The 25,763-nt window shown below is 69.0% G+C and carries 20 protein-coding genes and 1 pseudogene; 13 read left to right on the plus strand and 8 right to left on the minus strand.

The window, feature by feature from the left end:
* The first annotated feature begins 83 nt into the window (after positions 1-83).
* Positions 84-1,544 (plus strand): IS1380 family transposase, encoded by a 1,461-nt coding sequence (locus tag OG819_RS18870; protein ID WP_266648810.1) that lies wholly within the window; start codon positions 84-86, stop codon positions 1,542-1,544.
* Positions 1,545-1,706: 162 nt separating this feature from the next.
* Here the strand turns inward: OG819_RS18870 and OG819_RS18875 are convergent.
* Positions 1,707-2,096, minus strand: a pseudogene (locus OG819_RS18875) (DUF3427 domain-containing protein); the annotation flags it as partial.
* Positions 2,097-2,345: 249 nt separating this feature from the next.
* Here OG819_RS18875 and OG819_RS18880 point away from each other — a divergent pair.
* Positions 2,346-3,881 carry an ATP-binding protein gene (locus OG819_RS18880; protein WP_266650486.1) on the plus strand — a complete coding sequence of 512 codons (1,536 nt, stop codon included), beginning with the start codon at positions 2,346-2,348 and terminating at the stop codon, positions 3,879-3,881.
* A 13-nt stretch (positions 3,882-3,894) separates the two neighbouring features.
* The gene (locus tag OG819_RS18885) at positions 3,895-6,861 is read left to right on the plus strand and encodes a Z1 domain-containing protein (RefSeq protein ID WP_266650488.1); all 2,967 of its coding nucleotides are present in this window, start codon (positions 3,895-3,897) and stop codon (positions 6,859-6,861) included.
* Positions 6,862-7,040: 179 nt separating this feature from the next.
* Here the strand turns inward: OG819_RS18885 and OG819_RS18890 are convergent, their stop codons facing one another.
* On the minus strand, positions 7,041-8,060 hold the full coding sequence (locus tag OG819_RS18890; protein WP_266650490.1) for an SEC-C domain-containing protein: 1,020 nt from the start codon (positions 8,058-8,060) through the stop codon (positions 7,041-7,043).
* Positions 8,061-8,312: 252 nt separating this feature from the next.
* Here OG819_RS18890 and OG819_RS18895 point away from each other — a divergent pair, with 252 nt between their 5' ends.
* The gene (locus OG819_RS18895; protein WP_266650492.1) at positions 8,313-9,122 is read left to right on the plus strand and encodes a class E sortase; all 810 of its coding nucleotides are present in this window, start codon (positions 8,313-8,315) and stop codon (positions 9,120-9,122) included.
* Between the two features lie 12 nt (positions 9,123-9,134).
* Here the strand turns inward: OG819_RS18895 and OG819_RS18900 are convergent, their stop codons facing one another.
* Positions 9,135-10,541: an MFS transporter gene (locus tag OG819_RS18900; RefSeq protein ID WP_266650494.1), complete on the minus strand. Its 1,407-nt coding sequence runs from the start codon at positions 10,539-10,541 to the stop codon at positions 9,135-9,137.
* Between the two features lie 212 nt (positions 10,542-10,753).
* Between OG819_RS18900 and OG819_RS18905 the strand changes: the two genes are divergently transcribed.
* From OG819_RS18905 to OG819_RS18920, 4 genes are all read left to right on the plus strand, one after another.
* Entirely contained in the window at positions 10,754-11,281 is a 528-nt protein-coding gene (locus OG819_RS18905; protein ID WP_266650496.1) for a helix-turn-helix domain-containing protein, read from the plus strand.
* Positions 11,282-11,334: 53 nt separating this feature from the next.
* A complete protein-coding gene (locus OG819_RS18910; RefSeq protein ID WP_266650498.1) occupies positions 11,335-11,670 on the plus strand; it encodes a DUF6412 domain-containing protein in 336 nt (111 codons plus the stop codon).
* 184 nt (positions 11,671-11,854) lie between these two features.
* The gene (locus OG819_RS18915; RefSeq protein ID WP_266650500.1) at positions 11,855-12,562 is read left to right on the plus strand and encodes a membrane protein insertase YidC; all 708 of its coding nucleotides are present in this window, start codon (positions 11,855-11,857) and stop codon (positions 12,560-12,562) included.
* A 139-nt stretch (positions 12,563-12,701) separates the two neighbouring features.
* Positions 12,702-13,559 (plus strand): fumarylacetoacetate hydrolase family protein, encoded by an 858-nt coding sequence (locus tag OG819_RS18920; RefSeq protein WP_266650502.1) that lies wholly within the window; start codon positions 12,702-12,704, stop codon positions 13,557-13,559.
* Positions 13,560-13,740: 181 nt separating this feature from the next.
* On the opposite strand, the gene OG819_RS18925 is transcribed toward OG819_RS18920, so the two are convergent.
* Entirely contained in the window at positions 13,741-14,229 is a 489-nt protein-coding gene (locus OG819_RS18925; protein WP_266413678.1) for a heme-degrading domain-containing protein, read from the minus strand.
* Positions 14,226-15,305, minus strand: coding sequence for a Gfo/Idh/MocA family oxidoreductase (locus tag OG819_RS18930; RefSeq protein WP_266650504.1), 1,080 nt, complete (start codon positions 15,303-15,305; stop codon positions 14,226-14,228). The genes OG819_RS18925 and OG819_RS18930 overlap by 4 nt, the downstream gene beginning before the upstream one ends.
* A 48-nt stretch (positions 15,306-15,353) precedes the next feature.
* Between OG819_RS18930 and OG819_RS18935 the strand changes: the two genes are divergently transcribed.
* On the plus strand, positions 15,354-16,514 hold the full coding sequence (locus OG819_RS18935; protein WP_266650506.1) for an ROK family transcriptional regulator: 1,161 nt from the start codon (positions 15,354-15,356) through the stop codon (positions 16,512-16,514).
* 205 nt (positions 16,515-16,719) lie between these two features.
* Positions 16,720-17,757 (plus strand): hypothetical protein, encoded by a 1,038-nt coding sequence (locus OG819_RS58600; RefSeq protein WP_323138134.1) that lies wholly within the window; start codon positions 16,720-16,722, stop codon positions 17,755-17,757.
* A gap of 53 nt (positions 17,758-17,810) precedes the next feature.
* Here OG819_RS58600 and OG819_RS18945 read toward each other — a convergent pair whose 3' ends face one another.
* Complete coding sequence (locus OG819_RS18945) at positions 17,811-18,590, minus strand: HAD-IIA family hydrolase (protein WP_266624943.1); 780 nt, start codon at positions 18,588-18,590, stop codon at positions 17,811-17,813.
* 320 nt (positions 18,591-18,910) lie between these two features.
* Between OG819_RS18945 and OG819_RS18950 the strand changes: the two genes are divergently transcribed.
* The 3 genes from OG819_RS18950 to OG819_RS18960 all read left to right on the plus strand — a co-directional run bounded on the left by OG819_RS18950 (position 18,911) and on the right by OG819_RS18960 (position 21,524).
* Positions 18,911-19,489, plus strand: coding sequence for a hypothetical protein (locus OG819_RS18950; protein WP_266624942.1), 579 nt, complete (start codon positions 18,911-18,913; stop codon positions 19,487-19,489).
* Between the two features lies 1 nt (position 19,490).
* Complete coding sequence (locus OG819_RS18955) at positions 19,491-20,168, plus strand: class F sortase (protein WP_266624941.1); 678 nt, start codon at positions 19,491-19,493, stop codon at positions 20,166-20,168.
* 339 nt (positions 20,169-20,507) lie between these two features.
* Positions 20,508-21,524: a glycoside hydrolase family 6 protein gene (locus tag OG819_RS18960; RefSeq protein WP_266624940.1), complete on the plus strand. Its 1,017-nt coding sequence runs from the start codon at positions 20,508-20,510 to the stop codon at positions 21,522-21,524.
* 120 nt (positions 21,525-21,644) lie between these two features.
* Here the strand turns inward: OG819_RS18960 and OG819_RS18965 are convergent, their stop codons facing one another.
* Positions 21,645-23,582 (minus strand): kelch motif-containing protein, encoded by a 1,938-nt coding sequence (locus tag OG819_RS18965; RefSeq protein ID WP_266650508.1) that lies wholly within the window; start codon positions 23,580-23,582, stop codon positions 21,645-21,647.
* Entirely contained in the window at positions 23,579-25,567 is a 1,989-nt protein-coding gene (locus OG819_RS18970; RefSeq protein WP_266624938.1) for a glycosyltransferase family 2 protein, read from the minus strand. Before OG819_RS18970 ends, OG819_RS18965 begins: the two co-directional genes overlap by 4 nt.
* Positions 25,568-25,763: the final 196 nt, after the last annotated feature.

Genomic DNA, 25,763 nt, shown 5'->3' on the forward strand with positions numbered 1-25,763 from the left:
TCCCGGCAGAAGAAGGGTGCCTCCCACCTGCGATGATCTGACTGCTGAGATCAAGAACGTCGCGGAGAAGAGGCACCCAACAGGTGCAGGTTACCGAATGGGATCACCGGCTTGCCGTGCGGGCCGACGGCAAGAACCTGATCGGCCACGCGGGCGTGGTGCTGCTGCGGAAGGTCGCCGACCGCGTCGGCCTGGCCGCCGCGCTGAGTGCGGCGTTGCCGAAGGGCACCGGGCCGGGCTGGCGGGACCGGGGCATGGCGCTGGTCCAGCTGGCCTGTGCGATCGTGCTCGGCGCGACGAACGTCCTGGAGGCCGAGCAACTCCAGTACCACTGGCGTGCGGTGTTCCCGCGCCCGGTTTCGGACAGCACCCTGCGCCGCGCCCTGGCCGCGATCGACGCCCCGGTCGCGGCCAGGGTGGAACGCGCCCGTGCCGCGATACGCCGCGTGGTGTGGACGCTGCTCGCCCTGCGGCCCGGCGGTTTCCCCTGGATCTCGGTGTGCGGCCGGGAGCTGACCGGCTGGTACGTCCTGGACCTGGATGCGACCATCGTGACCTGCACCAGCCGCAAGGAAGGCGCGGCGGGCACCTTCAAGGGGACCTTCGGTCACATGCCGCTGGGGGCGTGGGTGGCCAACACCCGTGAGTGCGTCGCCATGCTGCTGCGGCCCGGCAACGCGCCACCGAACGATGTCGCCGACCACAAGAGCGTCCTGGCCTCGGCGTTTCGGCAGCTCCCGCTCCCGCTGTGGTCGAAGCTGCTGGTGCGGATCGACGGCGCGGCCTTCAGCCACGAGGTCCTGGACCATCTCCAGAGTCTGACCACCAGCCGGCGCCGGGTGCGCTGGGTGACCGGCTGGGCCATCAACGCCACGGACGAGCGGGCCATCGCGCTGCTGCCCGAGAACGTGTGGACGGCCGCACTGCGGCAGGACGGCCAACTCCACGAGATCAAGGGACCCGATGGGGAATGGGTGTCCTACCAGGTCGCCGAGCTGACCGGGGTCCGTGACCTGACCGGCTGGCCGGCCGGGATGCGGCTGATCGTGCGCCGGGTCAAGCCCTCGCGGCGGGATACGAAGAAGCTGACCGCGTTCGAGAAGCGCACCGGCTGGCGCTACCAGATCGTCGCCACGAACATCCCCGCCCGCCAAGGGCTCTCCGGGGCCCCGGGCTCCGGGCAGGTGTGGTTCGTCGACGCCCTCTACCGTGATCACGCCGAGGTCGAGGACCGTGTCAAAGCGATCAAGCGGGTCGGCCTCGGGCTGCTGCCCTCGAAGTCCTGGCAGCTCAACATGGCCTGGGTGCTGGCCGCCACGCTCGCCGCCGACCTCGACGCCTGGACCCGGCTCCTCCTCCTGCACGACGAGCCCGCACTCGCCGCCGCCGAACCGGAGACGATCCGCAGGAAGCTGTACCACCTGCCCGCCCGGCTCACCTCCCACGCCCGCCGGCGCACCCTGCACCTCGACCGCACCTGGCCCTGGGGGGCAGCGTTCGCCACCGCCTGGCAGCGCGCTCACCAGCTTCCGGCCCTCACCTGACGGCCGGCCACCACCCGACAACAACGAGAGGACCGCACCACCCTCGGGCCCGTGGAACCCGACGCCCCGCAGCGTCACGCGACGGCCAGTCCCGACACGGCACGGGACATATCAGGCAGTCAGCCGCTCACACTGCCGCCGCCAGCCCTCGGAAGAATCGAGGTTGGTGATCAGAGCCGTATCGGACAGCGGGGTGGCTGGACGGACAGCGAAGACGCCGGGCGCCTCTTGTCTTGTCAGCGCGAGAAGTTGGCGAGGGCCTGTGGCCACGAGATCCACCCACTCCCGTGCTCCGTCGAGGGTGCTGATGGACTCAAGGATGTGGTTTGCGGCGTACACCCGCTCCTCGGTCGGCAAGCCTTGCAGTACGCGCTTCACCGTCCCTGCGACATGGCGTGCCAGCACGTGAGGAACGGATTCGGCACCTACAGCGTCGCTGATCGGGCGCCAGCCTTGGCCATCAAGCTCCCTGAGCTGCTGCTCAAAGCGCAGCGTGATGAGCTGCTCGTACAAGCCTGCGACAGGTTGTGACAGATCCGTCGGCTCGGACACGCTGGCTCCCTTGATCGCTCAGACAGCTGTGTCATGTGTAACAGAGGCTGCTGACAGCGGGTGCAGAGAGGCCGATCCCCTCTGAGCCCCGCCAGCAGAGATTAGGGAACTATGCCCCACTGTTCAGGACCATCTACCCAGGCCAGGTGCGTTGAAGTACCGTCATACTTATCTCTACCCTCCTGGCCACCTCCTGGGCTCACATGGTCCGCCCAGCCCCGCGCGGCCCTGATAATCCATGTGAGATTCATGCCTTATGAGCCGGGTGCCGACTGGCAGTACGACGTCCCCACCAGCGGAAGCAAGCGGCTCCCGCCTGACTCCGGTTACGCCGAAGCTCTCCGGAACCAGGGGTATGGCTTCGAGGTCGCCGTCGCTGACCTCATTGACAACTCCCTTGATGCGGGCGCCGGTCAAGTCGTCGTGCACTTCCTCCGCGACGATGACCGGCTACTCAGCCTGCTCATCGTCGATAACGGCCGGGGCATGAACGACCCGGGCCTCGACGCCGCCATGACCGTCGGCCGTCGCCGCGAGTACGGCAGCCACGCCCTCGGCATGTACGGAACCGGCCTCAAAGCTGCGTCGCTCTCGCACGCCGATGCCCTCACCGTCGTCAGTAGGACCAAGACCAGCCGCGCCGCCGGACGCCAGCTGACCTCCACCTCCCTCGCGGACGGCTACCGCTGTGACACCGTCACCCCGGACTACGCCCAGACCCTCCTCGACCGCTACGACGGGATCATCGAATGGCAGGGCACAGTCGTGCGCTGGGACCGGGTCAGGACCTTCGAGACCGTGGAGGTCAGCCAGACCGACCGCTTCCTCTCCGAGGCAATCCAGAAGCTGGAAACGCACCTCGGCCTCTACCTGCACCGCTTCCTGGACCGCGGGGATGTGCGGATCGATATCGCTGTGGAGAACGTACACACCCGTGAACTGCTCGATAGCATCGAGGTCGAGCCGCTCGACCCATTCAATTACAAGGTTCCGGGCAAGGCGGGCTATCCCTGTACCTTCACCGCACCAGTTGAGGGCGTCGGCGATATGGAGTTGACCGCCCATATCTGGCCCCCCAAGTCGCCGCGCGCCGAGTACAAGCTCATCGGCCCGCTCGCCGAGCGTCAGGGCTTCTACTTCTACCGCAATGACCGCCTGGTCCAGGCCGGCGGCTGGAACGGCCAGCGGGGCGCGGCCGAGGGGCATCTCAATCTCGCCCGTATCGCAGTTGATCTCCCCTCTCACCCCAATCAAGTCTTCAGCCTCACCGTGAAGAAGGAGGGGATCAACGCAACTCAGGCCTTTGCGAGAGGCGTTGAGAAGGCCGTGGACGTTCATGGCCGTACCTTCCGTACGTATCTCGAAAACGCAGAGGCCGTATACCGCGAGGGATCCTCCCGCGCCGAGGTCAAGCGCAAGGCGGTCATCCCGCCCGGCAAGGGCCTCTCCCCGAAGGTCAAGCGTGTCATCCAGGAAGAACTGCCGGAGAAGCCCGGCGAGGACCCGATCGCCATCGCCTGGGTCGTACTCCCGGAAGACCGCTTCTTCGACCTCGACCGTGAGAAGCGTGTCATCCAGCTCAACAAGAGCCACCGCGACACCTTCAACATGGGCCAGCGCGGCGGCTCCAATGACGCCCCGGTCGCCAAGACCCTGCTCTATCTCATGCTGGAGGAGCTGTTCGGCTTCACCCGCTGGGAGAAGAAGCGCAGCGACCAGATCGACTACTGGAACGCCATCCTGCTCGCTGCCGTAAGCGCCCAGCGCGAACGCTTCACCCACTGAAGGACAGCATCCTGTGACCGACGCACTGCTGGAAATCCACACCGCTGTCCTCGGCGGAATGACCCGCGGTCCCAAACCCTTCGCGAAGCGGGCAGAGACCGAGGCGGAGGACTTTCCCTGCGCTGACCTCGCGGACGACACCTTCAGCCAGCGCCTGACGGATGAGTCGGATGCCCTGACCGTCCTGTGGGAGCGCAAGCTCACCTCCTGGGACTTCGAAGAGCGGGCCGCCTGGGCCACCGCACCTCCCCGAACCGACGAACGCCGCGCGGAGATATACGGCCACCTCGGCTTCGAAAACGGCGTACGCAAGGCCCTGACTAACGCCGTCGTGGTCTCCAAGAAGCCCGGCCACACCACCATCACCGCGGAGTTCACCCCCTGGTACACCAGGGAACGCGCCGAAGCGCGGGCCTTCTACTGGCCCGCGTACGAGAAGCGACTGCGCGCCAAGGGCTGGAGCAGCGGGGCGATCGCCGGCCTCGACGAAGCCAGCCGCGCGGTCGTCGAGCGCCTCACCGACCCCGAGCAAGTTTCCCGCCGCCAGGCACGCGGCCTGGTCGTCGGCTACGTCCAGTCTGGCAAGACCGCGAACTTCACCGGTGTCACCGCCAAGGCCATCGACTCCGGCTACCGCCTGGTCATCATTCTCGGCGGCACCTTGAACCTCCTGCGCAAGCAGACCCAGCGCCGCCTCGACATGGAGCTGATCGGCCAGGAGAACATCTTGCGCGGTGCCGACCCCGAGGACCTCGACTCGCTGGTCGGCATCGACTACATCGGTGACGACGAGGAGTGGCCGCAGTTTGTCTCCCACGGCGGACGCCCCTCCGCCCTGAGCGCCTTCGATATCGAGCGCCTCACCACCCGCGACCGGGACTACCAGAGCCTCCTCCAGGGCATCCGCGGCATCGAGTTCGAGAAGCGCGAGCGCGGCCTCCCGCTGTACGACCCGCGCAATCTCCACCACGCGGACGCCCGCGTTATGGTCGTCAAGAAGAATAAGTCAGTCCTCGACAAACTCATTAAGGACCTCAAGCAGATTCAGGGCCTGCTCGGCGAACTCCCTGCCCTGATCATCGACGACGAGTCCGACCAGGCGTCCGTCAACACCACCGACCCGAAGAAGTGGGAATCAGACCGTCCCAAGCGCACCGCGATCAACTCTCGCATCGCCCAGCTGCTGACGTTGCTCCCGCGCTCCCAGTACGTCGGCTACACCGCGACCCCATTCGCGAATGTCTTCATCGACCCGAGCGACAGCGAAGACATCTTCCCCAGGGATTTCCTGATCTCGCTCCCCCGCCCCGAGGGCTACATGGGCGTCCAGGACTTCCACGACCTGGACTCCCTCATCCCGTACGACGAGCGTACGTACGCCAACTCTCGCGCCAAGTCCCACGTCCGCGGCATCTACTCCCCGGATGAGATCGACGACAAGTCCATGCAAGAGGCCATGGACAGCTTCGTCCTCACCGGCGCGATGAAGCTCTACCGCGCGGCCCGCGGCGTCGGTGACGGCCCATACCGGCACCACACCATGCTGGTCCACGAGTCGGTCCGCAAAGACGACCACGCCGAACTCGCCTTGCGCCTCAACACCATGTGGCACCAGGCCGGCTACGTCACCAACTCCACCGGCCACGACCGCCTAGCCGACCTCTTCCGGCGCGACATCCGCCCGGTCTCCCAGGCCCGCGCCGCCGACCTACCGGCTCCCGCCTCGTACGACGAACTCCGCCCGTACATTAGCCAGGCCTGCAGCCGTATCCGCAAGGGGGGCAATCCGGTCGTCATCGTGAACGGTGACAGCGACAAGTATTTCGACCAGCTCGACCTCGACTTCGACCGCCAGCCCCACGTCTGGAAGATCCTCGTCGGCGGCACCAAACTCTCCCGCGGCTTCACCGTCGAAGGCCTGACGGTCACCTATTACCGCCGCACGACCCAGCAGGCCGACACCCTCATGCAAATGGGGCGCTGGTTCGGCTTCCGCCCCGGCTACCAGGACCTGGTCCGCCTCTACATCAGCCGCGCGGAGAAACTCACCAAGGCAAGCATGTCCACGGTCGACCTCTACGAGGCATTCGAGGCCATCTGCCTCGACGAGGAAACCTTCCGCGATCAGCTCGCCCAGTACGCCGAACTCGTCGATGGCAAGCCGCTGGTCACTCCCCGAGAGATCCCTCCGCTGGTGTCCCAGCACCTGCCCTGGCTCAAGCCCAGCAGTCGCACGAAGATGTATAACGCCCAGGTCGAAGAGATAGCCGGTCCGGGGCAGATCATCGAGCCGACTGCCCACCCGCTCAGTCATGTTGACCTGGCCCACAACACCGAACAGTGGCTTCCTCTTCTCGAGCGCCTCTCAACGACCCCTGATACCTTCACCACCCACGACGAGGCCTACGGTAAGGACTACCACCTCACCGCACTCACAGCATCGGTCTCTCATGCTGAGCTCATGGGGGTGCTGGAGAAACTCCGCTGGTGGAACGCCGCCCCCTTCCTCCCTCACCTGCGTTTCCTCCGCGAGATCGCCAAGAGCTCGCACCTGATCGACGACTGGCTATTGATCACCCCCCACTACGCGACCGGCCGCGGCGTATCAGCGAGTGTGCGCGGATCAGTTCCTCTGGCTCTCTCGAAGCGCGAGCGCCGTCGTGTCCAGATCTTCGGCTACATCAGCGACCGCAAGCACCGCGCAACGGCCCGACGCATAGCCCGCGCCACACCACCGACTTCGGACCCTGTGACGGAACGGTTCTCCCGAGACCGACGCGGCGCGATACTCCTCTACCCAGTCATCGAGGATGATCCTTCGACTGTCGTGCGGAACGGAGAGGTGGACCCGGGGAAGGTCGCCATGGTCTTCTCCCTGGTGGCACCCGCCTCCACCGCAGCGGCTGGACGGCCCCCGATTAGTTTCAGCGCCATCGACAAGAGCCGGTCCGACTCCCCCATCGTTGACACACGCGGCTGAACTTGTGGGGCTGGGAGTGTCATGAATCAGGTTTGCGCCATGAGGCGCTGTGATTCGAGCGGGGGTGAAAGGCTGCCGCCTCCGGCCTGTCGTAGCAGGTCGGTGTAGCTCAGGGCAGCCTGATCCGGGTGGTGTCGTTGTCAGGGCAGGAGTAGCCCTGACAACGACGGGACGTTTCGTTACTTGTCAGTGGTTCCGTGACACTCCCCATAACCCCGCCCCGCCCCACACCAGCACTCAACCCCCCGCTGCGGCGGCCACGCCACCGCCAGCCCCCGTGCCGCCAGAGTCGTCGCGTACTGCGGCAGCAGGGTCGCGTCCGACGGGGAGGACGCCTCCGAGGCGGCGAAGGCCTCGTAGGACGGGACCGTGCCCGTGACGATGCCGAGGTTCGGGGTGCCGGAAGCGGCCAGTTCCCGTAGCGATGCCTCTATCGTCGCGAGGTGTTCCTCGTGGGACGGGTAGTCGGCGGACAGGGACGGGTACGCGGTGAGGAGTTCGGTCAGTTCGGTCGTCGGCCAGTGGAGGATCGCCACCGGGAACGGGCGGGACAGCGCCTCCCTGAACGTGCCCAGCTCCGCCCTCAGGCGGGAGATCTCCGCCTGGAGTTCGGCGGGGTTGTCCGAGCCCAGGGACCAGACGCGCTTCGGGTCGTGGAGTTCGTCCAGGGAGACCGAGGACGAGTGGAGGGTGTCGGCGAGGGTGTCCCAGTTGTCGTGGGCCTCGCCGAGCATGCGGCGGACGCGGTGGCGGCCGAAGAGGAGGGGGTAGGTGGCGTACGGGGGCTCCGACGTGTCCGACAGGAGGAGCTGGGCGGCCGCGGTGAACGTCTCCTGCGCCGCTTCCAGTTCGTCGTGGGACTCCAGTGCCTCGGCCACGATCACCCAGGGGGCCGGGTCGCGGGGGGACGCGGCGCGGATGCCGTCGATGATCGCCCGGGCCTCGGCCTCGTGGCCGTACTCCCACAGGTTCGACGCCTTGAGGGCGCGGACCAGGTGGGGGTGTTCCAGGGGCGTCGAGGACGCCAGCAGGCGGTCGTAGAGCGCGGTGGCTCCGGGGCGGTCGCCGGCCAGTTCGAGGTGGGCCGCGGCCTGCACGAGCAGGTGTTCGGCGTCCTCGGGGTAGAGGCCAGCGGTCCGCTCCAGGCGCGCTGCTTCGGCGTTGTGGTCGACGTGCTCGGCAGACGTGTCGGGGCGCATGGGGGACACCGTACTGCCGTTGTCGTACGAGGGAGAGATACCTGCAGGCCAGAGGGCGGGATCTCTTCGTCGCCCTTGAGTGCGGAAGAAGGGATCGGGCGGTCATGGGGCTGGTGAGTTCGGGGCGCAACCCTTATCTTGCGGGCCCGGTCAAGGCGGCTAGGTGCCAAGGCGGATAGGCGTCAAGGCGGCGAGACGTCGAGGAGGCGAGGCATCGGTATGCGGGCTCCCGGCATCGTGCGACGCGGCGTCATGGACCACCGCACTCGACGGCGGCGGGCCGCGTACCGGCGGATGGTGTGGGGCGGGGGTGAGGTTCTCGTCACCGTTGGCGTGGTTCTCCTGCTGCTCGTCGTGCATCAGCTCTGGTGGACCAATCGGCAGGCCCGGGAGGGCGCCGAGAGGAAGGTTCAGGCGCTGGAGAGGGAGTGGGGGAGCAGCGGGAAGGGCGGTGCGGGGGAGGCGGGTGCGGGGGCTGCCGACGTGTCGGGGTCGGGGAGCGAGGGGAGTGGCTCGGGGGTCGCGGGGGGCGGTGGGGCGTCTTCCGGCGGCGGTTCCGGCGGTTCTGGCGGTTCCGGTGGGAGTGGGCGGGATCAAGGGGTGCCGCGGTCGTCGCAGGCGTACGCCGTTCTCTCCATTCCCCGGCTCGGTCTCCGTGTGCCCGTCGCGGAGGGTGTCAGCAAGCAGGATGTCCTCAACAAGGGGTACGTCGGGCACTACCCACACACCCAACAGGCCGGACAGGCCGGGAACTTCGCGCTCGCGGGACATCGGAACACCCATGGGGAGCCGTTCCGGTACATCAACCGGCTGCGGCGGGGGGACGAGATCGACGTCGAGACCGCGGCCGGGCGCTACGTATACGTCGTCGACAAGACGCTTCCGCAGACGTCCGCGAGTGATGGAGGGGTCATTCGGGAGGTGCCGCGCAGTACCGTTCGGCCCGCCTACGGGTACAGCGCGCCGGGGTACTACATCACCCTCACCACCTGCACGCCCGAGTACACCTCACGGTATCGGCTCGTGGTGTGGGGCACATTGACCTCCATGCGCCCCCGTTGACCACGGAAAACGTCAGCCCCGGTCCCGAAGGGCCAGCACGATCGCTCCCGCCACCAGCGCCAGCCCCGCCGAGACCGCGATCGCGATGTCCGCGCCGTGTGCGAGCCCGCCCGTGGAGGTGACGATCGCGATGGTCAGGGCCACGCCGGCGCACGAACCGATGTAGCGGAACGTCTGCTGCGCGCCCGAGCCCATCGCGGCGCGCGTCGCGGGGACGGACTCGACCGCGACCAGCGGCAGCGCGGCGTTGAGGAGCCCGCTGCCTACGCCGGAGATGAGGAAGCCGGGCAGCAGGCGGGTCCATGAACCGGCGTCGAGCGCGCCGAGCATCGTCAGGACGCCGACCGCGTGCAGCGCGAAACCGAGGGCGAGTTGGTGGCGCGGGGAGACCCGGCCCGCGAGGCGCCGCGCCTGCAGGGCGACCGCGAAGGACAGCCCGGACCAGAGCAGGAACAGCCACGCCGTGTCCAGCGCGGACAGGCCCAGGGTCCGCTGGAGCAGCGCGGGCAGGAAGCTGAACAGGCTGATTACCGCGAGGCCGGTGAACAGACCGCTCGCGGAGGAGGCGAGGAAGCCGCGGTGGCGGAGCAGGGAGAGGTCGATCATGGGGGTACGGGTTCGGTGCTCGACGAACACGAACGCCGTCGTCAGCACGACGAACGCCGCCAGCAGGAGGCCCACCGACGGGCGTAGCCAGCCGTCCCGGCCCAGGGTGAGCGCGGCCACCAGGGCGACCAGCGCCAGGCCGAAGGTGAAGGCGCCGGCCAGATCGGGGCGGCCGCCCCGGGAGGCCCGGGACTCGGTGAGGGCCCGGGTGCCCAGCAGGGCGACCAGGAGTGCGGCGGCGCCCAGGACGGCGTAGGCGATCCGCCAGTCCAGTGTCTGGGCGATCCCGCCGGCGAGTACGGGGCCCAGGGCTATGCCGCCGCTGACGAACGCGCCCCACACGCCGGTCGCGTGCAGCCTGCCGCGGGCGGTCGGGAAGGCGTGGACGAGCAGGCCCAGGCTGCTGGCGAGGATCGCGGCGCTCGCCGCGCCCTGCGCTACCCGGGCCAGCGTGAACAGCCAGGTGGAGGTCGCGAGTGCGCCGAGCGCGGTGGTGATGCCGAGGGCGATGGTGCCGGAGAGGAAGATCCGGCGGCGGCCGTAGTCGTCGGCGAGGCTGCCCGCGACCAGGAGCAGCGCGGCGAGGCCGAGCGGGGTGCCGTTGAGCAGCCAGGCCTGGGCGGAGACGGGGGTGTGCAGGGCGGCGGCGGTGTCGGGGAGCGTGACCATCGGCGCGGTGTACGTCATCAGGGCCACGGCGGTGGCGGCGCTGGTGACGGCGAGGGTGGCGGTCGCCCGCGGGGGTGTCTCGAGGGGTGTGCCGTGGGGTGCCGAGGACGCCTTCGCGGTGGTGGCGTGGTCGAGCTGGGACATGGTCTGCCCTTCGGGCTCCGGAGCGGATCGGTGGAGGTAGAGAAGTGGAGAGGTAGAGGAGTGGAGCGGTGGAGAGTTGGAGCTTGGGAGGTAGAGCTGAGATGTAGGTCCGATCAAGTGGGTTCAATCAATGAACCTTCTGCGCGCGTCGACCGTAGCACCTTAGGTTCGTTCACTGAACCTACATGTCGAAAAGTGGCTACAGTGGGGTCATGGCTCTCGGCAAGGACTACGCGACGCAGGAGTGCTCGATCGCCAGCGCGCTCGAGATCGTCGGCGAGCGGTGGACGCTCCTCGTCGTGCGCGACGCGCTCTACGGCGTACGGCGCTACAACGACTTCCTCGGCCACCTCGGCATCCCGCGCGCCGTCCTCGCGGCCCGCCTCCAGACGCTCACCGCCGAGGGCGTCCTCGAGAAGCGCCGTTACCAGGAGTCGCCGCCGCGCGACGAGTACGTCCTCACCGACCGCGGCATCGCCCTGTGGCCGACGCTGCTCTCGCTCGGGCGGTGGGGCCGCGAGCGGTTCGGCGAGGTACGGCTGCGCTACTTCCGGCACGCGACCTGCGGTACGGAGCTCGGCTCGTACGGCGAATGTGCCGTGTGTGGAACCGTCGTACCCGTTCCGGACGTCGAAATGGTGCCGGGACCCGGACTCGATCCGGACCCGGCGGATCCGGTCAGTCGCGTGCTGCTCAGGCCGAGGCGGCTGCTGGAGCCGATCGACATCGGTCAGGCATAGCGGGTACGGGGGACGTGAGCCCGCGTACGAGAGGGCGAGGGGAGGGGCGGTCCGTGGTCCGGAGCTCGGCGAACGCGCGGAATCCGCGCCCTGTCGCCCTTCTGCTCGTGCTGCTCGCACTGCTCCTGGAAGTCGCCGTGCTCGACGCCGGCAGCCTTCCGGCGGCCGTCGCCGTCGCGTTCACCGCGACCGCCGCGGCCGGCGCCGCGCTCGGCGTCTGCGCCCTCATCGGCTCGCGTCGCGCGTCCGCCGTCCCGCGTACGCGGGTTCGTACGACGATCCGCGACCGTGAGCACCGTACGGCGTTCCTGCCGCAACGTGATCCCGACGCCTCGGGGCGTCCACGTCCCCGAGCGCCCGGGCGGGCCCTCCTGACGGCCGCCGCGTAGGGATCCCGACAGGAACTCGCCAGTCGTACCACCCCTGTCTGCCCACCCCTGTTCGCGTACCCCGCGCGGGTCGTCATGCCGACGCGTCACTTCTCACTTCCGGCACGACGAGACCCCGGAGGGCTCACCCATGTCCACATCCATGTCCACATCCATGTCCGCGTCCGAGTCCATGTCCCTACCCATGTCCGCTTTCGCCGGGCTGGTCGAGCGGCTCGCCGATCTGCTCGAACCGCTGTTCCACACCGCTGCGGCCGCCGCCGCGATCGTCCTGTTCACGGCGCTCGTACGACTGCTCGTGCATCCCCTGTCCCGGGTGGCGGCGCGTGGACAGCGGGCGCGTGCCGCGTTGCAGCCGCGGATCGCCGAGCTGCGCAAGAAGCACCGGAGGGATCCTGAGAGGCTGCGGAAGGCGGTGCTGGAACTGCACGAGAAGGAGAAGGTCTCGCCGCTGTCCGGGATTTTGCCCGGGCTGCTTCAGCTGCCGGCCTTCTTCCTTCTCTATCACCTGTTCTCCAGCTCCACCGTCGGCGGCGACACCAACGCCTTGCTGAGCCACCAGTTGTTCGCCGCGCCGCTCGGTGACCGGTGGGCGGACGCGCTCGGGGGCGGTGGGGTGTTCGGTGCCGCCGGGCTCGTCTACCTCGGCCTGTTCGCGGTCGTCGCCGCGGTCGCCACCTTCAACTACCGCCGCACGAAGCGGTCGATGGCCGTCTCGGTACCGGCCGCCGGAGGGACGGAGGTGCCCGGCCTCGGTGCGGTGAGTGCGTTCGTGCCGTTCCTTTCCTTCTTCACGCTGATCACCGTGGCGGTGGTGCCGCTGGCCGCCGCGCTGTACGTGGTGACCAGTACGGCCTGGAGCGCCGTGGAGCGAGCGGTCCTGTTTCCCTGAGGGTGTATCCGTGAAGGTGAGGTGGCGGTCCAGTCCGTGAACGGGGTATTGCGGACTGGACGTGCAGCTTGGAGGATCGACCAGTCCTCCGATGGCTGCACCCATCGGCGGCTGCCCGCGATCGAGGGAGATTGTGATCATGAAGCTATTGCGAGTCGGTACGGCGGGATCGGAGCGGCCCGCGCTGCTCGACGCCGAAGGAGCTCTTCGGGATCTGTCGGGTGTCGTGCCGGACATCGACGGGACGCTGCTCGCCGACGACGCGGCGCTCGGCCGGGTCCGTGCGGCCGCCGAGGCGGGGGAGCTGCCCGTGCTGGACGCGGACGGGCTGCGCGTCGGGCCACCGCTCGCCCGGATCGGCAAGATCGTCTGCATTGGGCTCAACTACCACGACCATGCTCGCGAGACCGGCGCCGAGCCGCCCGCCGAGCCGGTGATCTTCTTCAAGGCGGCGGACACGGTGGTCGGGCCGCACGACACCGTGCTCGTGCCGCGCGGGTCGGTCAAGACCGACTGGGAGGTCGAACTCGCGGTCGTCATCGGACGTACCGCCCGCTACCTGGAGTCGCACGAGGAGGCGCTCGCTCATGTCGCCGGGTACGCGGTGGCGCATGACGTCTCCGAGCGGGAGTTCCAGATCGAGCGCGGGGGGACCTGGGACAAGGGGAAGAACTGCGAGACGTTCAATCCGCTGGGGCCGTGGCTGGTGACGGCGGACGAGGTTCCCGACCCGCAGGACCTGTCGCTGAAGTTGTGGGTGAACGGTGAGCTGAAGCAGGACGGGAGCACGGCCGAGCAGATCTTCTCGGTGGCGGAAGTGGTGCGGTACGTCAGTCAGTTCATGACGCTCTACCCGGGGGACGTCATCAATACGGGGACGCCGGCGGGGGTTGCCTTGGGGCAGCCGGAGCCGAAGCCGTATCTGCGGGCCGGGGATGTGGTGGAGTTGGAGATCGGGGGGTTGGGCAGGCAGCGGCAAGAGTTCAAACCCGCGTAGGCACTCCGTTGGGTTTGGCTGGGAGTGCGGGTGTGTTTGGGGTGCTTTGTCGGGTGCCGGTTTGTTGTGGCCGGTCGCGCAGTTCCTCGCGCCCCTAAAAGAATGCGCAGTTCCCCGCGCCCCTGAAGGAATGCGCAGTTCCCCGCGCCCCTGAAAAGAATCAGGGGCGCGGGTGTGGGACTTACCGTCCCAGGAACTGGTGGAGCGCCTTGACGACCATGGCGTGGTCGTCCAGTTGGGGCAGGCCCGAGACCACCACCGTGCCGATGACGCCCGCGCCCTCGACCGCGAGGGGGAACGCGCCGCCGTGGGCCGCGTAGGTGTCGGGGTCGAGGCGGGAGGAGTCCTCGAAGGTGGTGCCCTTGGCGCGGAAGCGGGTGCCGACGAGGAGCGAGGAGCAGCCGTAGCGCTCGACGACGCGGCGCTTGCGGTCGATCCAGGCGTCGTTGTCCGGGGTCGAACCGGGCAGGGCGGCGTGGAAGAGCTGCTGGCCGCCGCGGCGGATGTCGATGGCGACCGGGGCGGCGGCCTCGCGGGCCATGTCCACCAGCAGGGTGCCGAGCGTCCAGGCGTCGTCGTACGTGAAGTGGGGGAGGACCAGCTGTCGCTCCTGGGACTCCAGTTCCGTGATCTGTTCCGCGAGCGGCCGCGCGGCGTTCTCGGTGCTCACAGGGACACCGCCGTGCCCTCGGTGGCGGAGCGGCGGGCCGCCTCCAGGACGTCGAGGGCGGCCGCGGCCTCCTGCGCGGTGACCGGGTTCGGGGCGCTGTCGCGGAGGGCGGCGGCGATGGCCTCGTAGTACGCGGGGTACGCGCCCGGCAGGGTGGGCTCGGGACGGCCGCCGCCGGTGAGCGGGGACTCTCCGGAGCCGACGCGGCCCCACAGGGACTCGGGCTCCACGCCCCACTCGGTGCTCGCGCCGGGACGCCTGCCCTCGCGCAGGTCCGCCTCCTGCGGGTCGAGGCCGTGCTTCACGTAACCCGCCTGCGAGCCCAGGACGCGGAAGCGCGGGCCGAGTTGGGCGGTCGTCGCGGAGACGTAGAGGTGGGACCGGACCCCGTTCGTGTGCGTGATCGCGATGAAGGTGTCGTCGTCGGTCTGCGCGCCGGGGCGGCGGATGTCCGCCTCGGCGTACACCGAGGCGGCGGGGCCGAAGAGAACGAGGGCCTGGTCGACGACGTGGCTGCCTAGGTCGTAGAGGAGACCTCCGATCTCTACCGGGTCGCCGGACTCGCGCCAGCCGCCCTTGGGCTGCGGGCGCCACCGCTCGAAACGGGACTCGAAGCGCCATACGTCGCCCAGCTCGCCCTCGGAGAGCAGCTTGCGCAGGGTCAGGAAGTCGTTGTCCCAGCGGCGGTTCTGGAAGACGGAGAGGAGCAGGCCGCGCTCGTCCGCCAGCGCCGCGAGCTCACGGGCCTCCGCCGCCGTACCGGCGAGGGGCTTGTCGACGACGACCGGCAGGCCCGCCTTGAGGGCGGCGGTGGCGAGCGGGACGTGGGTCTTGTTCGGGGAGGCGATGACGATCAGGTCCAGCTCGTCGGCGCGCGCCCAGAGCTCTTCGGGCGTGGCGGCGAACCTGACCCCGTCGCCGAACTCGGCGCGGGCCTGCTCCTGCCGCTCCGGGTTCGAGGTGACGATCGTGTCCAGGGCCAGGCCCTCGGTCGTGGCGATCAGCGGGGCGTGGAAGACGGAGCCGGCGAGGCCGTAGCCGATGAGGGCCACACGGAGGGGAGGAGTACCAGTCATGACATCCACTTTCGCAACGCTGTTGCCAAAGTGCAAGCGCGGGGGACAATGGCGTACGTGAACAGGACCAACACCGAGTCGGGAGTGAACCTGCTCGCCCTGCGCAGTCACAACGCGGCGCTCGTGCTCGATCTGCTGCGCACGGCCGGGGAGGGCGGTATCAGCCGGCTCGAACTCGCCGAGCGCACCGGGCTGACCCCGCAGGCCGTCAGTAAGATCACCGCGCGGCTGCGGGCGGACGGACTGGCGGCGGAGGCGGGGCGCCGCGCGTCGACCGGTGGCAAGCCGAGGACCGTGCTGCGGCTCGTACCCGAGGCCGGGCACGCGGTCGGGCTCCACCTCGACCGCGACGAGGTGACGGTCGTGCTCTGCGACCTCACCGGCGCGGTGGTCGCCGAGCGGCGGGTTCCGCTCGATCTGGGGGCCGGGGCGGAGGCGGTCGTCGAGTCGGCGGCGAGGGAGGTCGAGGCGCTGCTCACGGGGGCGGGGGTGTCCGTGCTGGGCGTGGGCGTCGCCCTGCCCGGGCCGCTCGATCATGTCCGGGGTGTGCTGCATCGGGTCACCGGGTTTCCCGAGTGGGACGGGTTCCCGCTGCGGGACGCGCTGGCGGGGCGGCTCGGCGTACCCGTGGTGGTGGACAAGGACACGAACGCGGCCGCGTTGGGGATCGCGGTGGTGGGGAGTGGCAGTGGTAGTGGCAGTGGCATCGGGACGACGGGGGATGGGCCCTTCGGTCCCCTCGAATCCTTCGCGTATCTGCATCTGGGTACGGGGCTCGGGGCGGGGCTCGTGATCGGTGGGGGCGTGCACCGGGGGGCGCGTACCGGGGCGGGGGAGTTCGGGCATCAGGTCATTCAGCTGGACGGGCCGCCGTGCGGCTGTGGCAACCGTGGCTGCGTCGAGGCGTTGTGCCTCGCCGCGGTGGACCGTGGTGCCGTGGGTGAGGCGGCGCGGGTGCTCGGGGTGGGCGCCGCGAATCTGGTGGGGCTGCTGGACATCGACCTGGTGCTGCTCGGCGGGCGTACCGTCGCCGCGCATCAGGAGGCGTTCGTACGAGGTGTCGGTGCCGTTCTCGAGGAACGGGCCCGGCTGGAGGGTGTGGACGACGGGGCGGTTCCGGTGCGGGTGGCGCCCGGTGGGGCACGCGGGGTCGCGGAGGGCGCGGCGCAGTTGCTGCTGGCGCCGTTGTTCGGGCGCGGGGAGGGCTGAGCGGCTGTTCGGGCGCGGGGAGGGCTGAGCGGCTCGGCTGTTCGGGGGGACTTCCGGGGCCGGGCGGGGTGTATCGCGGGCGTGGCGGGGCGGTGGGGGCCGGCCGGCGTGGGACGGTCACGGGGCCGTTGCCCTGTACGCCGTCGCCCTCACCGCCCGACGCTCCCGCCCCCCTCCCGCCGCCCTTGATCGGCAAAGGCCCCTCATGCGACTGCGCAAGACCAGCCCCTTCGTCCTGACCGCCGTTGCCCCCGCCCTGGGTCTCGCGCTCGCGCCGCCGCCCGCCGCCCACGCGCTCACCCCCTTCGGCCCCACCGAGAGCCCGCGCCCCACCTGTGCCGCGCCGGACACACGGGCCTTCCCCATCAAGACCCGGATCCACGGCGGGCCGGACGGCTACGACGTCGGCGGCGACTTCCGGACCTGGTACATCGACCTGACCAACACCACCGCGCACTCCTGCGGCAACATCCACCCGATCGTCGTACTCGTGGACAGCAAGCGGGTGCTGCGGCCGGAGCAGGCGCGGCTGGAGTTCTACGAGGGGGAGCGCACGCATCCCGTCACGTTCGAGAAGAGCGACCAGGACGAGAACGTCGGGGCGTTCGACGACGGGTTCCCGGGGTTCACGGTCGGTCCCGGCCGGACGCTCACCGTGAAGGTCAGGCTCTCCGTGACCTCCGACGCGGCCGTGCCGAACGACGTCGTCGCCAACGCGGCCGTGGTGCAGCGCCACAACAACGACGGGGACTGGGTGGGGGAGTCGAACGAGTACCGCTTCCGGATCGACAACGAGAGCAAGACGAGCGACGGGGATGTTGTGGAGGCCGGGGGCACTGGGGGGACCGGGGACACCGGGGGTACCGGGGACGGCGGGGGCAGCGGTGGTGTCGGCGACGGCGACGGAGAGGTCGACGGAGGCGGCGGAGGCGACGGCGGTACCGGCGCGGCTCCCGACCCCAGCGGCACCGGCACCGGGACCAGCACCGGGACGAGTACCGGCGACGACGGTGAGGGCGGCGACGGCGCCGGCGGCGGTACCGACGGCGGTGACGGCGGTGACGGTGACGCGGTGGGAAGGAAAGGGGGAAAGGAACGGGAAGGGTCCTCGGCCGCGGACGAGTTGGCCAGGACGGGGGAGGGTGCCCGCCGTGGGCTCGGCGTGGGGACGGGCGTCGCGCTGTTCGCGGCGGGAGCCGCCCTGCTCGCGGTGTCCCGCTGGGCGTGGTTCAGGCGCCGCTGAGACCAGAGGCCCGGGCGGCGAACCCGGGCCAGTGGTGCGTGACGATCACACGATCAAACAAGGTCGACGAGATCCGCGATGGAGTCCACGACCTTGGTCGGGCGGTACGGGTAGCGGTCGATGTCGCCCTTGCCCGTGAGCCCGGTGAGGACGAGGAACGTCTCCATCCCGGCCTCCAGGCCCGCCAGCACATCTGTGTCCATGCGGTCACCGATCATGGCGGAGGTCTCGGAGTGCGCTCCGATGACGTTCAGTCCGGTGCGCATCATGAGCGGGTTCGGCTTGCCCACGAAGTACGGCTCCTTGCCGGACGCCTTGGTGATCAGTGCGGCGACAGAACCGGTTGCGGGCAGGGCACCCTCGGGAGAGGGTCCCGTGTTGTCCGGGTTGGTGGCGATGAACCGGGCGCCGTCGTTGATGAGCCGGATCGCCTTCGTCAGCGCCTCGAATGAATAGGTCCGGGTTTCACCCAAGATCACGAAATCCGGGTCCGAATCGGTCAGCACATAGCCGGCGTCGTGCAGCGCGGTCGTCAGTCCGGCCTCTCCGATGACGTACGCGGTGCCGCCGGGGTGCTGGGTGTCCAGGAACTTGGCGGTCGCCAGAGCGGAGGTCCAGATGTTCTGCACCGGCACGTCGAGGCCGATGCGGTTCAGCCGGGCATGCAGGTCGCGCGCCGTGTAGATCGAGTTGTTGGTGAGTACGAGGAAGGGCTTGCCGGACTCACGCAGCTTCTTGATGAAGGCGTCGGCCCCGGGCACCGGAACCCCCTCGTGCATGAGCACGCCGTCCATGTCGGTGAGCCATGATTCGATGGGCTTGCGCTCTGTCATGGGTGCGGACTCCTGCCCTGTTGGCCTGTGGAGTGGCCATGGTATTCATTCATCCGGCCGAAGGTCGCTGGCCTTGACCAGGGACTTTACCGCAGCGCTGCGATGACGGGACTCGCCTCCGGAGGATCGACGTCAGTACCTCCGCGCGATCTCGATCCGTTCGGGTCGGGATGCCCCTCGCTGTGAGCCGCCCTTCCCGGCGGGACTGACTACTACGGCTTCGAGCCAAACCATTTGAGACCCGTATGGAGCAGTGGGGGGCATCTGAGGATGCGTCCCGGGGTCCGCGGGGGGAGTCTCCAGATATCTGGAGGTTCACGATGGGTTCATGTCGACTCGCTCTCTGTACGCGACTCACTCTCTGCGCCGGTGCTGTTCTCGCGGCGGCGTTCACTCCCACCGCGTACGCGGCCGACGGCGGCGTCTCCGTCTCCCCCGTGTCCCCGGCCCCCGGCAGCGACATCCAGCTGCGGGCGCTGGGCTGTACGGGCACGACCGGCACCGCGGTCTCGACGGCGTTCGTCGCGGACGCGCGGCTCACCGGCCAGGGCGGGGTGCTCGTCGGCGACACCCGCGTCCGCTCGTCGGCCACGGCCGGTGCCTACGAGGTCAAGGTCAGCTGTGACGGCCGGCAGGACCGGGTGACCGGCACGGTCACCGTCGCCGCGCCGGGCGGGCCGACCGCCCTGAGGTCCGCCCTCGCCGTCCCGACCGGCCTGGCTTCGCCCGTGGCCCCCGTGCACGCGGGCGGCGGCGGCACCGCGCACTTCGCCTCCGTGGACCCTCGTGCGTCGAGCCCCGGCACCAAGCACGCGGTGATCGGCCTCATCCTGGCGAGCGCCGCCGCGGTGGCGGTCGCGGTCCGCAGCGCGCGCCGGGGCCAGGACACCCGCGACTGACATGTACGACGACATGCCCGAACACGGGTGTTCCTCCGGCGCCGGACGGCTGCTGACCGGTGTCGCCTGGGCGGTGCTGCTACTCGGGCTGTGGCTGTGGGGCCGTGAGCTGACCGACGTACGGCTGGGGATAGCGGCCCCGACGACGGGGGACATCGCGGCGGTCGGACGACCGCCGGAGGTACGGCTGCCCCCCGCGCTGAAGCCGCTGGCGAACGCCGCGCCGCAGCGCATCGACATTCCGTCGATGGGGGTGCAGGCGCCGGTCGTGGGCCGTGGGCTCGACGGGCAGGGGGCGATCGATCCGCCGCCCTTCGACCAGCCGGGCGTGGTCGGTTGGTACGCCGCCGGAGTCCGGCCGGGGGCAGCCGGGGCCGCGCTGTTCGTGGGGCACGTCGACACCGAGACGCGGCCGGCGGTCTTCTACAAGCTCAGCACGGTACGGCCGGGGCAGACGGTCCGGGTGGTCCGCGACGACGGGACGGTCGCCGAGTTCACCGTGGACGACGTACAGGTCTTCCCGCGCGACCACTTCGACGCCCGACAGGCCTACGGGCCACGGGAGTCGGGGCGGGCCGAGCTGCGGCTCGTCACGTGCGGCGGCACCTTCGACCGGGTGAGCCGCACCTACACCGCGAACGTGATCGTGTCGGCGTACCTCACGGGCCGCGGCCGATGACCGGGCGACCCGCGACCGGTGCCCCTGTCATCCGTTTCACCTGGCCCGGTCGGCGACCCGCTCCCCCGAAGTCGCCGACCGGGCTGGTCCTCGACCGCGCTCGCACGGGCTGCGGGAGTAACCCGGCGGTCGGCGCGGGAGGTTCTGGGTCCGTTTGAGGCAACTCTAGAACGTATGAGCGTTCTGGCCTAGGGGGGATCACGTAGGCCCGGCCCGCCCACCGGGCAGCCCGTCCACGGGGCTGTAACAGCTCACCGAAAAGGGTTGGGCGATCTCGTGGGCGAGGCGACACCTATGTCACGATTGACCCCAAGGACAGTGCACCCGAGGGGGAGTTGCATGTACGGCAGTAAGGGGGCCGGGGCACGGACGTCCGTTGCGGTGGTGGGGGCGTTGTTGCTGCTCGCGGGGTGTTCCTCCGGGGGCGGCGGCGACAAGGGCGACGGTTCCGGTTCCAAGGTCACACAACAGCCCAAGAACTCCGACCCGTTCTGGGTCAACCCGGCGGGCAACGCGGCCGAGCAGGTCGCCGCGTACGTCAAGGCGGGCAAGAAGGACGACGCCGAGCAGATCCGCAAGATAGCCGAACAGCCGACCGGCGAGTGGATCGGGCCGGAGAATCCGGAGCAAGAAGCGCGCGGCTTCACCGAGGCGGCGCAGCGGGCCGACCGGGCCGCCATCCTCGTCCTCTACGACATCCCGCACCGCGACTGCGGCCAGTTCTCGCAGGGCGGCGCGGCGGACGGCGACGCCTACAAGGCCTGGATCGACGGGGTCGCCCGTGGCATCGGGGACCGGCCCGCCACCGTGATCCTGGAGCCGGACGCGATCCTGCACCTGGTCAACCAGTGCACGCCGGAGCAGTTCCAGGAGGAGCGGTACTTCCTCCTCAAGACCGCGGTCACCAAGCTCAAGTCCCTGAGGAACACGAAGGTGTACCTGGACGCGGGCAACGCGGGCTGGGGCCACCCCGACGAGATCTTCCAGCCGCTGAAGCAGGCCGGCATCGACCAGGCCGACGGCTTCTCCGTCAACGTCTCCAACTTCTACTCGACCAAGGACTCCATCGAGTACGGCAAGCAGCTGTCCGCGAAGGTCGGCGGCAAGCACTTCGTCATCGACACCAGCCGCAACGGAAACGGCCCCTACACGGCCGGCGAGGCGGACGAGAACTGGTGCAATCCGCCGGGGCGCGCGCTGGGCGAGCCCCCGACGACCAAGACCGCCGATCCGCTCGTCGACGCGTACCTGTGGGTCAAGCGGCCGGGTGAGTCGGACGGGGAGTGCAAGGGGGGGCCGCAGGCGGGCGAGTGGTGGGCGGAGTACGCGCTGAAGCTGGCCAAGGCATCCAACTAACGCCAGTTCCCCGCGCCCCTTCTTCAGGGGCGCGGGGAACTGACATCATGCGGCTCCGCCGCGTGGGCCCGCTCAGCCCCCACTCACCCGCAGCCAAAACCAGCCCAACCCAGCGGAGCGCTACGACACCTTGACCCACTGCGCCTTGCTCGGCGTCCCCTGGTCGTCCGTCACGAACAGCATGTACCAACCGGATTCCACGAGATTCCGGTTCTTCGGCACGGTCACCGTGACCCCGTTCTTCGTCTTCTTGAAGTCCAGCGCGATGGAACGCTGGTCGACGTCGGTGACGTGCGTGGACGCGCTCGGCCGTATCAACCGGGCCGTCTTGATGGCCGCCGCGTGCCGCGAGGTGAACGTCGCCGATCCGCCGCGCGCGATCGTCTTCGGGCCGCCGGAGAGCTCGGGTCGCGAGTCCCGGTAGAGGTACGGCGGTGTGTAGATCTCGATGCGCTGCTCGAACGTGGCCGGTTTGGTGTTGGCCTTGTCCGCGTAGAGCGAGTTGGAGCCGAAGAACATCACCCGGCCGTCGGGCAGCAGGATCGAGCCCGAGTGGTAGTTGCGGCCCACCAGCGGATCGGCGACCCGGTCGAGGGTGTTCGACCTGGGGTTGTAGATGCGCGCCTGGAGGATGTCGGAGTCGCTGCGCCCCCGGTAGTCCTCGGAGCCGCCGGAGACGAGGACGGTGTCGTCGGGCAGGATCGAGGACTGCGGATAGCGGGTGCCCTTCTCCAGCTCGGGCCCGTCCACGAACCTCGGGTTCTTGTCCTTGAGGTCGATGAGCCGGGTCTTCTTGCTGGACAGCTTGGACTCGCCGACCCCGCCGCCGCCGATCACCATGTACTTCTCGTCCTGCGCGGGCGGCAGCAGCACCGTGCCGGACGTCTCCATCATGTTGGGATCGCTCAGGCCCGGCAGTTTGGTGAACTTGTTGCCGGCCACGTCCCAGATACCGGGGTCGCGGCCCACGTTGTCCGGTCCGTAGCCCGCGTTCGAGCCCGAGTAGAACATCTCGCCGTTCTGCATCAGGGAGATCGCCGGGTAGGTCGGGAACTGGCGGATGCCCTTGGTGTACGTCCACTTCTTGGTCTTCGGGTCGAACACCTCGTTCTTGCCCGGGACCAGCTGGCCGATCTCGTCCAGACCGGAGAGGCTGAGGATCTTGCCGTCGCTCATGGTGGTGAGCGTCGGGTACCAGCGGGCCTCGTTCATCGGGTCGACCTTGATGTACTTCTCGGCGACCGGATCGAACTCGTACGCGTCCCGGATGCCCTGGAAGTCCTTCTTGTCCAGGGCGAGCTTCTGCGCGATGCCGTAGGTGTTGCGGGCGTCGGTGCCGGTCAGACCTTGGACGCGATAGTTGTCCTGGGTGCCCGTCTCGTACTTCTGGCCGCTCTTCTGGGCCTCGACGTAGATACGGCCGAGGCCCGGGTCGTTGCGCAGGAACTTGCCGGTCGCCTTGTCGAAGACCTTCTTCGCGCGCGGGACGAGCACCGGGTCCTTGGAGACGAACGTCTTGCCGTTCTCCTTGCCGGTGAACTTGGTGCCCGCGGGCAGCGTGATCGGCTTGTCCGGGTTCTCGTTGTGGACGACCATCAGGCCGCCGGCCTTGGTGACGTCACCCTTCAGCGTCTCGTACCGCTTGGTGCCGCCCGCGATCAGCAGATTGCCGTTGGCGAGCTGGGTGTGGCCCGTGCAGAACAGGTCGGCCGGCGTCGGGATCTTCTTGATGGTGCCCTTGACCGGGTCCCAGATCCGCGTGTCGAACTTCTTCGCGTCGAAGTTGTCCTGGTTGTTGCCCGAGCCCGCGATCAGCAGGATCTTGCCGGTGTGCAGCAGGGCCGCGTGGATGGTGTTCTGTCTGTACTCCTCGGGGAACTGGATGATGTCCCAGTGCCCGTTCTCGGCCTTGTACTCGGGCTTGTTGATGGTGTACTCGTGATATTTCTCCGTGCTGAAGCGGTACACCCACGGCCCGTTCATTCCGGCCAGCGCGAGCACCACCGCTCCGCCTATCGCAAGGCGACGAGCACGGCGGCGACGGGCACCGTCTTTCATTTCTTACGTCCCCCAAGGGAAATCTGCATGGTCTGGTCAGGGCCTTTGCCGCTGCCGCCGCCCTGTGCCGCGGCCCAGCTGGGCTTGTGCTGCGGGGCGTGCGGGGCATGCGGCGCGTGCTGCTCCTGCTGGGGCGCCGATGCCTGGGCGGGCAGCGGCACCGCCTCCTCGGGCGAGGCGGGCGGCACCGACGGCTTCTTCTTCGCCTGGCGCAGGGCCCACTGCCAGGCGAGGATCGGCGAGGCGGTGATCAGCAGGGCGAAGGAGGCCCAGGTGATCATCGCGGGGTGGGAGTGCCCGAGCAGGAGTCCGGCGACGATCGAGCCGGCGAAGACCAGAATGAAGAACAGGTGGATCCGGAAGGTCCCGAACAGCGTGTCGGGGCTGGCCGAGTCACCCTTGGGGGTCACCACGAACTTGCTCTTGCGGCGCAGCACCGTGTCCATCAGCGAGCGGGCGTAGATCGGCGCGGAGAGCGCCGACATGATCATGCCCGCCACGCCGCCGGAGCCCTCGGGCTCGTGCGGGGAGACGTTGTGCCGGCGGTTCCACACGTACAGGCCGATCTGCAGCGCGGAGGCGTTGCCGTACAGCATCAGCCAGACCGTCGGGTCGATGTTCACACCGGATGCGCCCAGGCCCAGGAAGAGCGCGCAGCTGAGGGCCGCGAGGATCCAGTTCAGGGCGGACATCGGGTAGAAGATGATCATCATGGTGTAGTTGAAGAGCTTGCTCGGCGGCAGCGAGAAGAAGCCCTTCCAGTACTGCTTGAGGATCGTCTCGTACGTACCCCGTGACCAGCGCAGCTGCTGGGTGAAGAAGTCCGTCCAGGCGTTCGGGCCCTCGCCGACCGCGAGGACGTCGGGGGTGTAGACCGAGCGCCACTTCTTGCCCGTCGCCGGGTTCTTCGCGCGGTGCATCTCGAAGCCGGTCGCCATGTCCTCGGTGATCGAGTCGTACAGGCCGCCGATCTGCTGGAGCGCCTTGATGCGTACGGCGTTGGAGGTGCCCACGAACATCGGCGCGCCGTAGCGGTTGCCGGCCCGCTGGATCAGCGCGTGGAAGAGGAACTGCTGGGACTCGGCGGCCTTGGTGATGGGGTTGTCGTAGTTGCCGTAGACCTGCGGCCCGATGACGAAGCCGACGTCCGGGTCGCGGAAGAAGCCGAGCATCCGCTCCAGGTAGTTGGGCAGCGGTACGTGGTCGGTGTCGACGGAGGCGAAGAAGTCGTACTCGCCGCCGTGGGCCTCCAGCCAGGCGTTGTAGTTGCCGTGCTTGGTCTTGGCGCGGTGCGGGCCCTTGGCCTGGTTCCACTTCGCGACGCCCTTGCGGGAGAAGTGGTGCACGCCCAGGCGCTCGCAGACCTCCTTCACCTCCGGGTCGTCACCCTCGTCGAGCAGCCAGACGTGCAGAAGACCCCGGTGGCGCAGCTTGACGGCCGCCTCCAGGGTCTTGGTGACCATGGCGAGGGGTTCCTTGCCGGGCACGAAGGAGGTGAGGAAGGCGACTCTGGTGCCGGTCTCCGGGACCACCGGGATGGGGTCGCGGGCGACCAGGGTGGCGTGCGCGTTCGACAGCACGTTCATGCAGCGGAAGAACTCGATCAGACCGATCGAGACCAGCATCACGATGTCGAGCACCGGCAGGAAGTCGTAGGCGGGGTAGTCGCGTTCCGTCCAGTGCTCCGGCTGGAGCAGCCAGCCCAGCAGGATCAGCGACAGCAGCGGCGCGGCGCCCAGCATCAGGGCGGCTCGTACGCGGTGCGGCTCCTGGGACAGCAGGGAGCGGTACTGCACCTTGTACGGCTTGTTCGGATCGGGCTGTGTGAGGGGACCCGCGAGCCGGCTGTAGTGCTCGTAGTCGTATCTCGGCAGGGTCTTCTTGATCCTGCGGAAGTTGCTGCCGGTCCGGTGCGATGGCATCCGGAGCTGGGTCGTCTCAGACGGGTCGAAGTTCTGCCGGGCGCCCGTCGGCGTCGACGTCATGAGTCATTCCCCCCGCACGCACGTTCAGGTGCGTGTTCGTCGGTTCTTGTCGCCCGTTCGTGTCCCCCTCGACCGTCACGGACGCATGCTGGCAGATCGGCATCACCACGTCCTTCATATGGCGAAGACATAGAAATGCGACCTTCCGGTTGCATGATGCCCCCCTCGGCATCGGTTCATGAACGGGGCCCCCAAC

Origin of the sequence: Streptomyces sp. NBC_01549, from assembly GCF_026339955.1 — a bacterium.
Classification (GTDB): Bacteria; Actinomycetota; Actinomycetes; order Streptomycetales; family Streptomycetaceae; genus Streptomyces.

Bases quoted from the DNA above. Each gene is read 5' to 3' on its own strand.
- OG819_RS18880 (WP_266650486.1), top strand. From the start codon at position 2,346: ATGCCTTATGAGCCGGGTGCCGACTGGCAGTACGACGTCCCCACCAGC.
- OG819_RS18890 (WP_266650490.1), bottom strand. From the start codon at position 8,060: ATGCGCCCCGACACGTCTGCCGAGCACGTCGACCACAACGCCGAAGCA.
- OG819_RS18895 (WP_266650492.1), top strand. From the start codon at position 8,313: ATGGACCACCGCACTCGACGGCGGCGGGCCGCGTACCGGCGGATGGTG.
- OG819_RS18900 (WP_266650494.1), bottom strand. From the start codon at position 10,541: ATGTCCCAGCTCGACCACGCCACCACCGCGAAGGCGTCCTCGGCACCC.
- OG819_RS18905 (WP_266650496.1), top strand. From the start codon at position 10,754: ATGGCTCTCGGCAAGGACTACGCGACGCAGGAGTGCTCGATCGCCAGC.
- OG819_RS18915 (WP_266650500.1), top strand. From the start codon at position 11,855: ATGTCCGCTTTCGCCGGGCTGGTCGAGCGGCTCGCCGATCTGCTCGAA.
- OG819_RS18920 (WP_266650502.1), top strand. From the start codon at position 12,702: ATGAAGCTATTGCGAGTCGGTACGGCGGGATCGGAGCGGCCCGCGCTG.
- OG819_RS18930 (WP_266650504.1), bottom strand. From the start codon at position 15,305: ATGACTGGTACTCCTCCCCTCCGTGTGGCCCTCATCGGCTACGGCCTC.
- OG819_RS18935 (WP_266650506.1), top strand. From the start codon at position 15,354: ATGGCGTACGTGAACAGGACCAACACCGAGTCGGGAGTGAACCTGCTC.
- OG819_RS58600 (WP_323138134.1), top strand. From the start codon at position 16,720: ATGCGACTGCGCAAGACCAGCCCCTTCGTCCTGACCGCCGTTGCCCCC.
- OG819_RS18945 (WP_266624943.1), bottom strand. From the start codon at position 18,590: ATGACAGAGCGCAAGCCCATCGAATCATGGCTCACCGACATGGACGGC.
- OG819_RS18950 (WP_266624942.1), top strand. From the start codon at position 18,911: ATGGGTTCATGTCGACTCGCTCTCTGTACGCGACTCACTCTCTGCGCC.
- OG819_RS18955 (WP_266624941.1), top strand. From the start codon at position 19,491: ATGTACGACGACATGCCCGAACACGGGTGTTCCTCCGGCGCCGGACGG.
- OG819_RS18960 (WP_266624940.1), top strand. From the start codon at position 20,508: ATGTACGGCAGTAAGGGGGCCGGGGCACGGACGTCCGTTGCGGTGGTG.
- OG819_RS18965 (WP_266650508.1), bottom strand. From the start codon at position 23,582: ATGAAAGACGGTGCCCGTCGCCGCCGTGCTCGTCGCCTTGCGATAGGC.
- OG819_RS18970 (WP_266624938.1), bottom strand. From the start codon at position 25,567: ATGACGTCGACGCCGACGGGCGCCCGGCAGAACTTCGACCCGTCTGAG.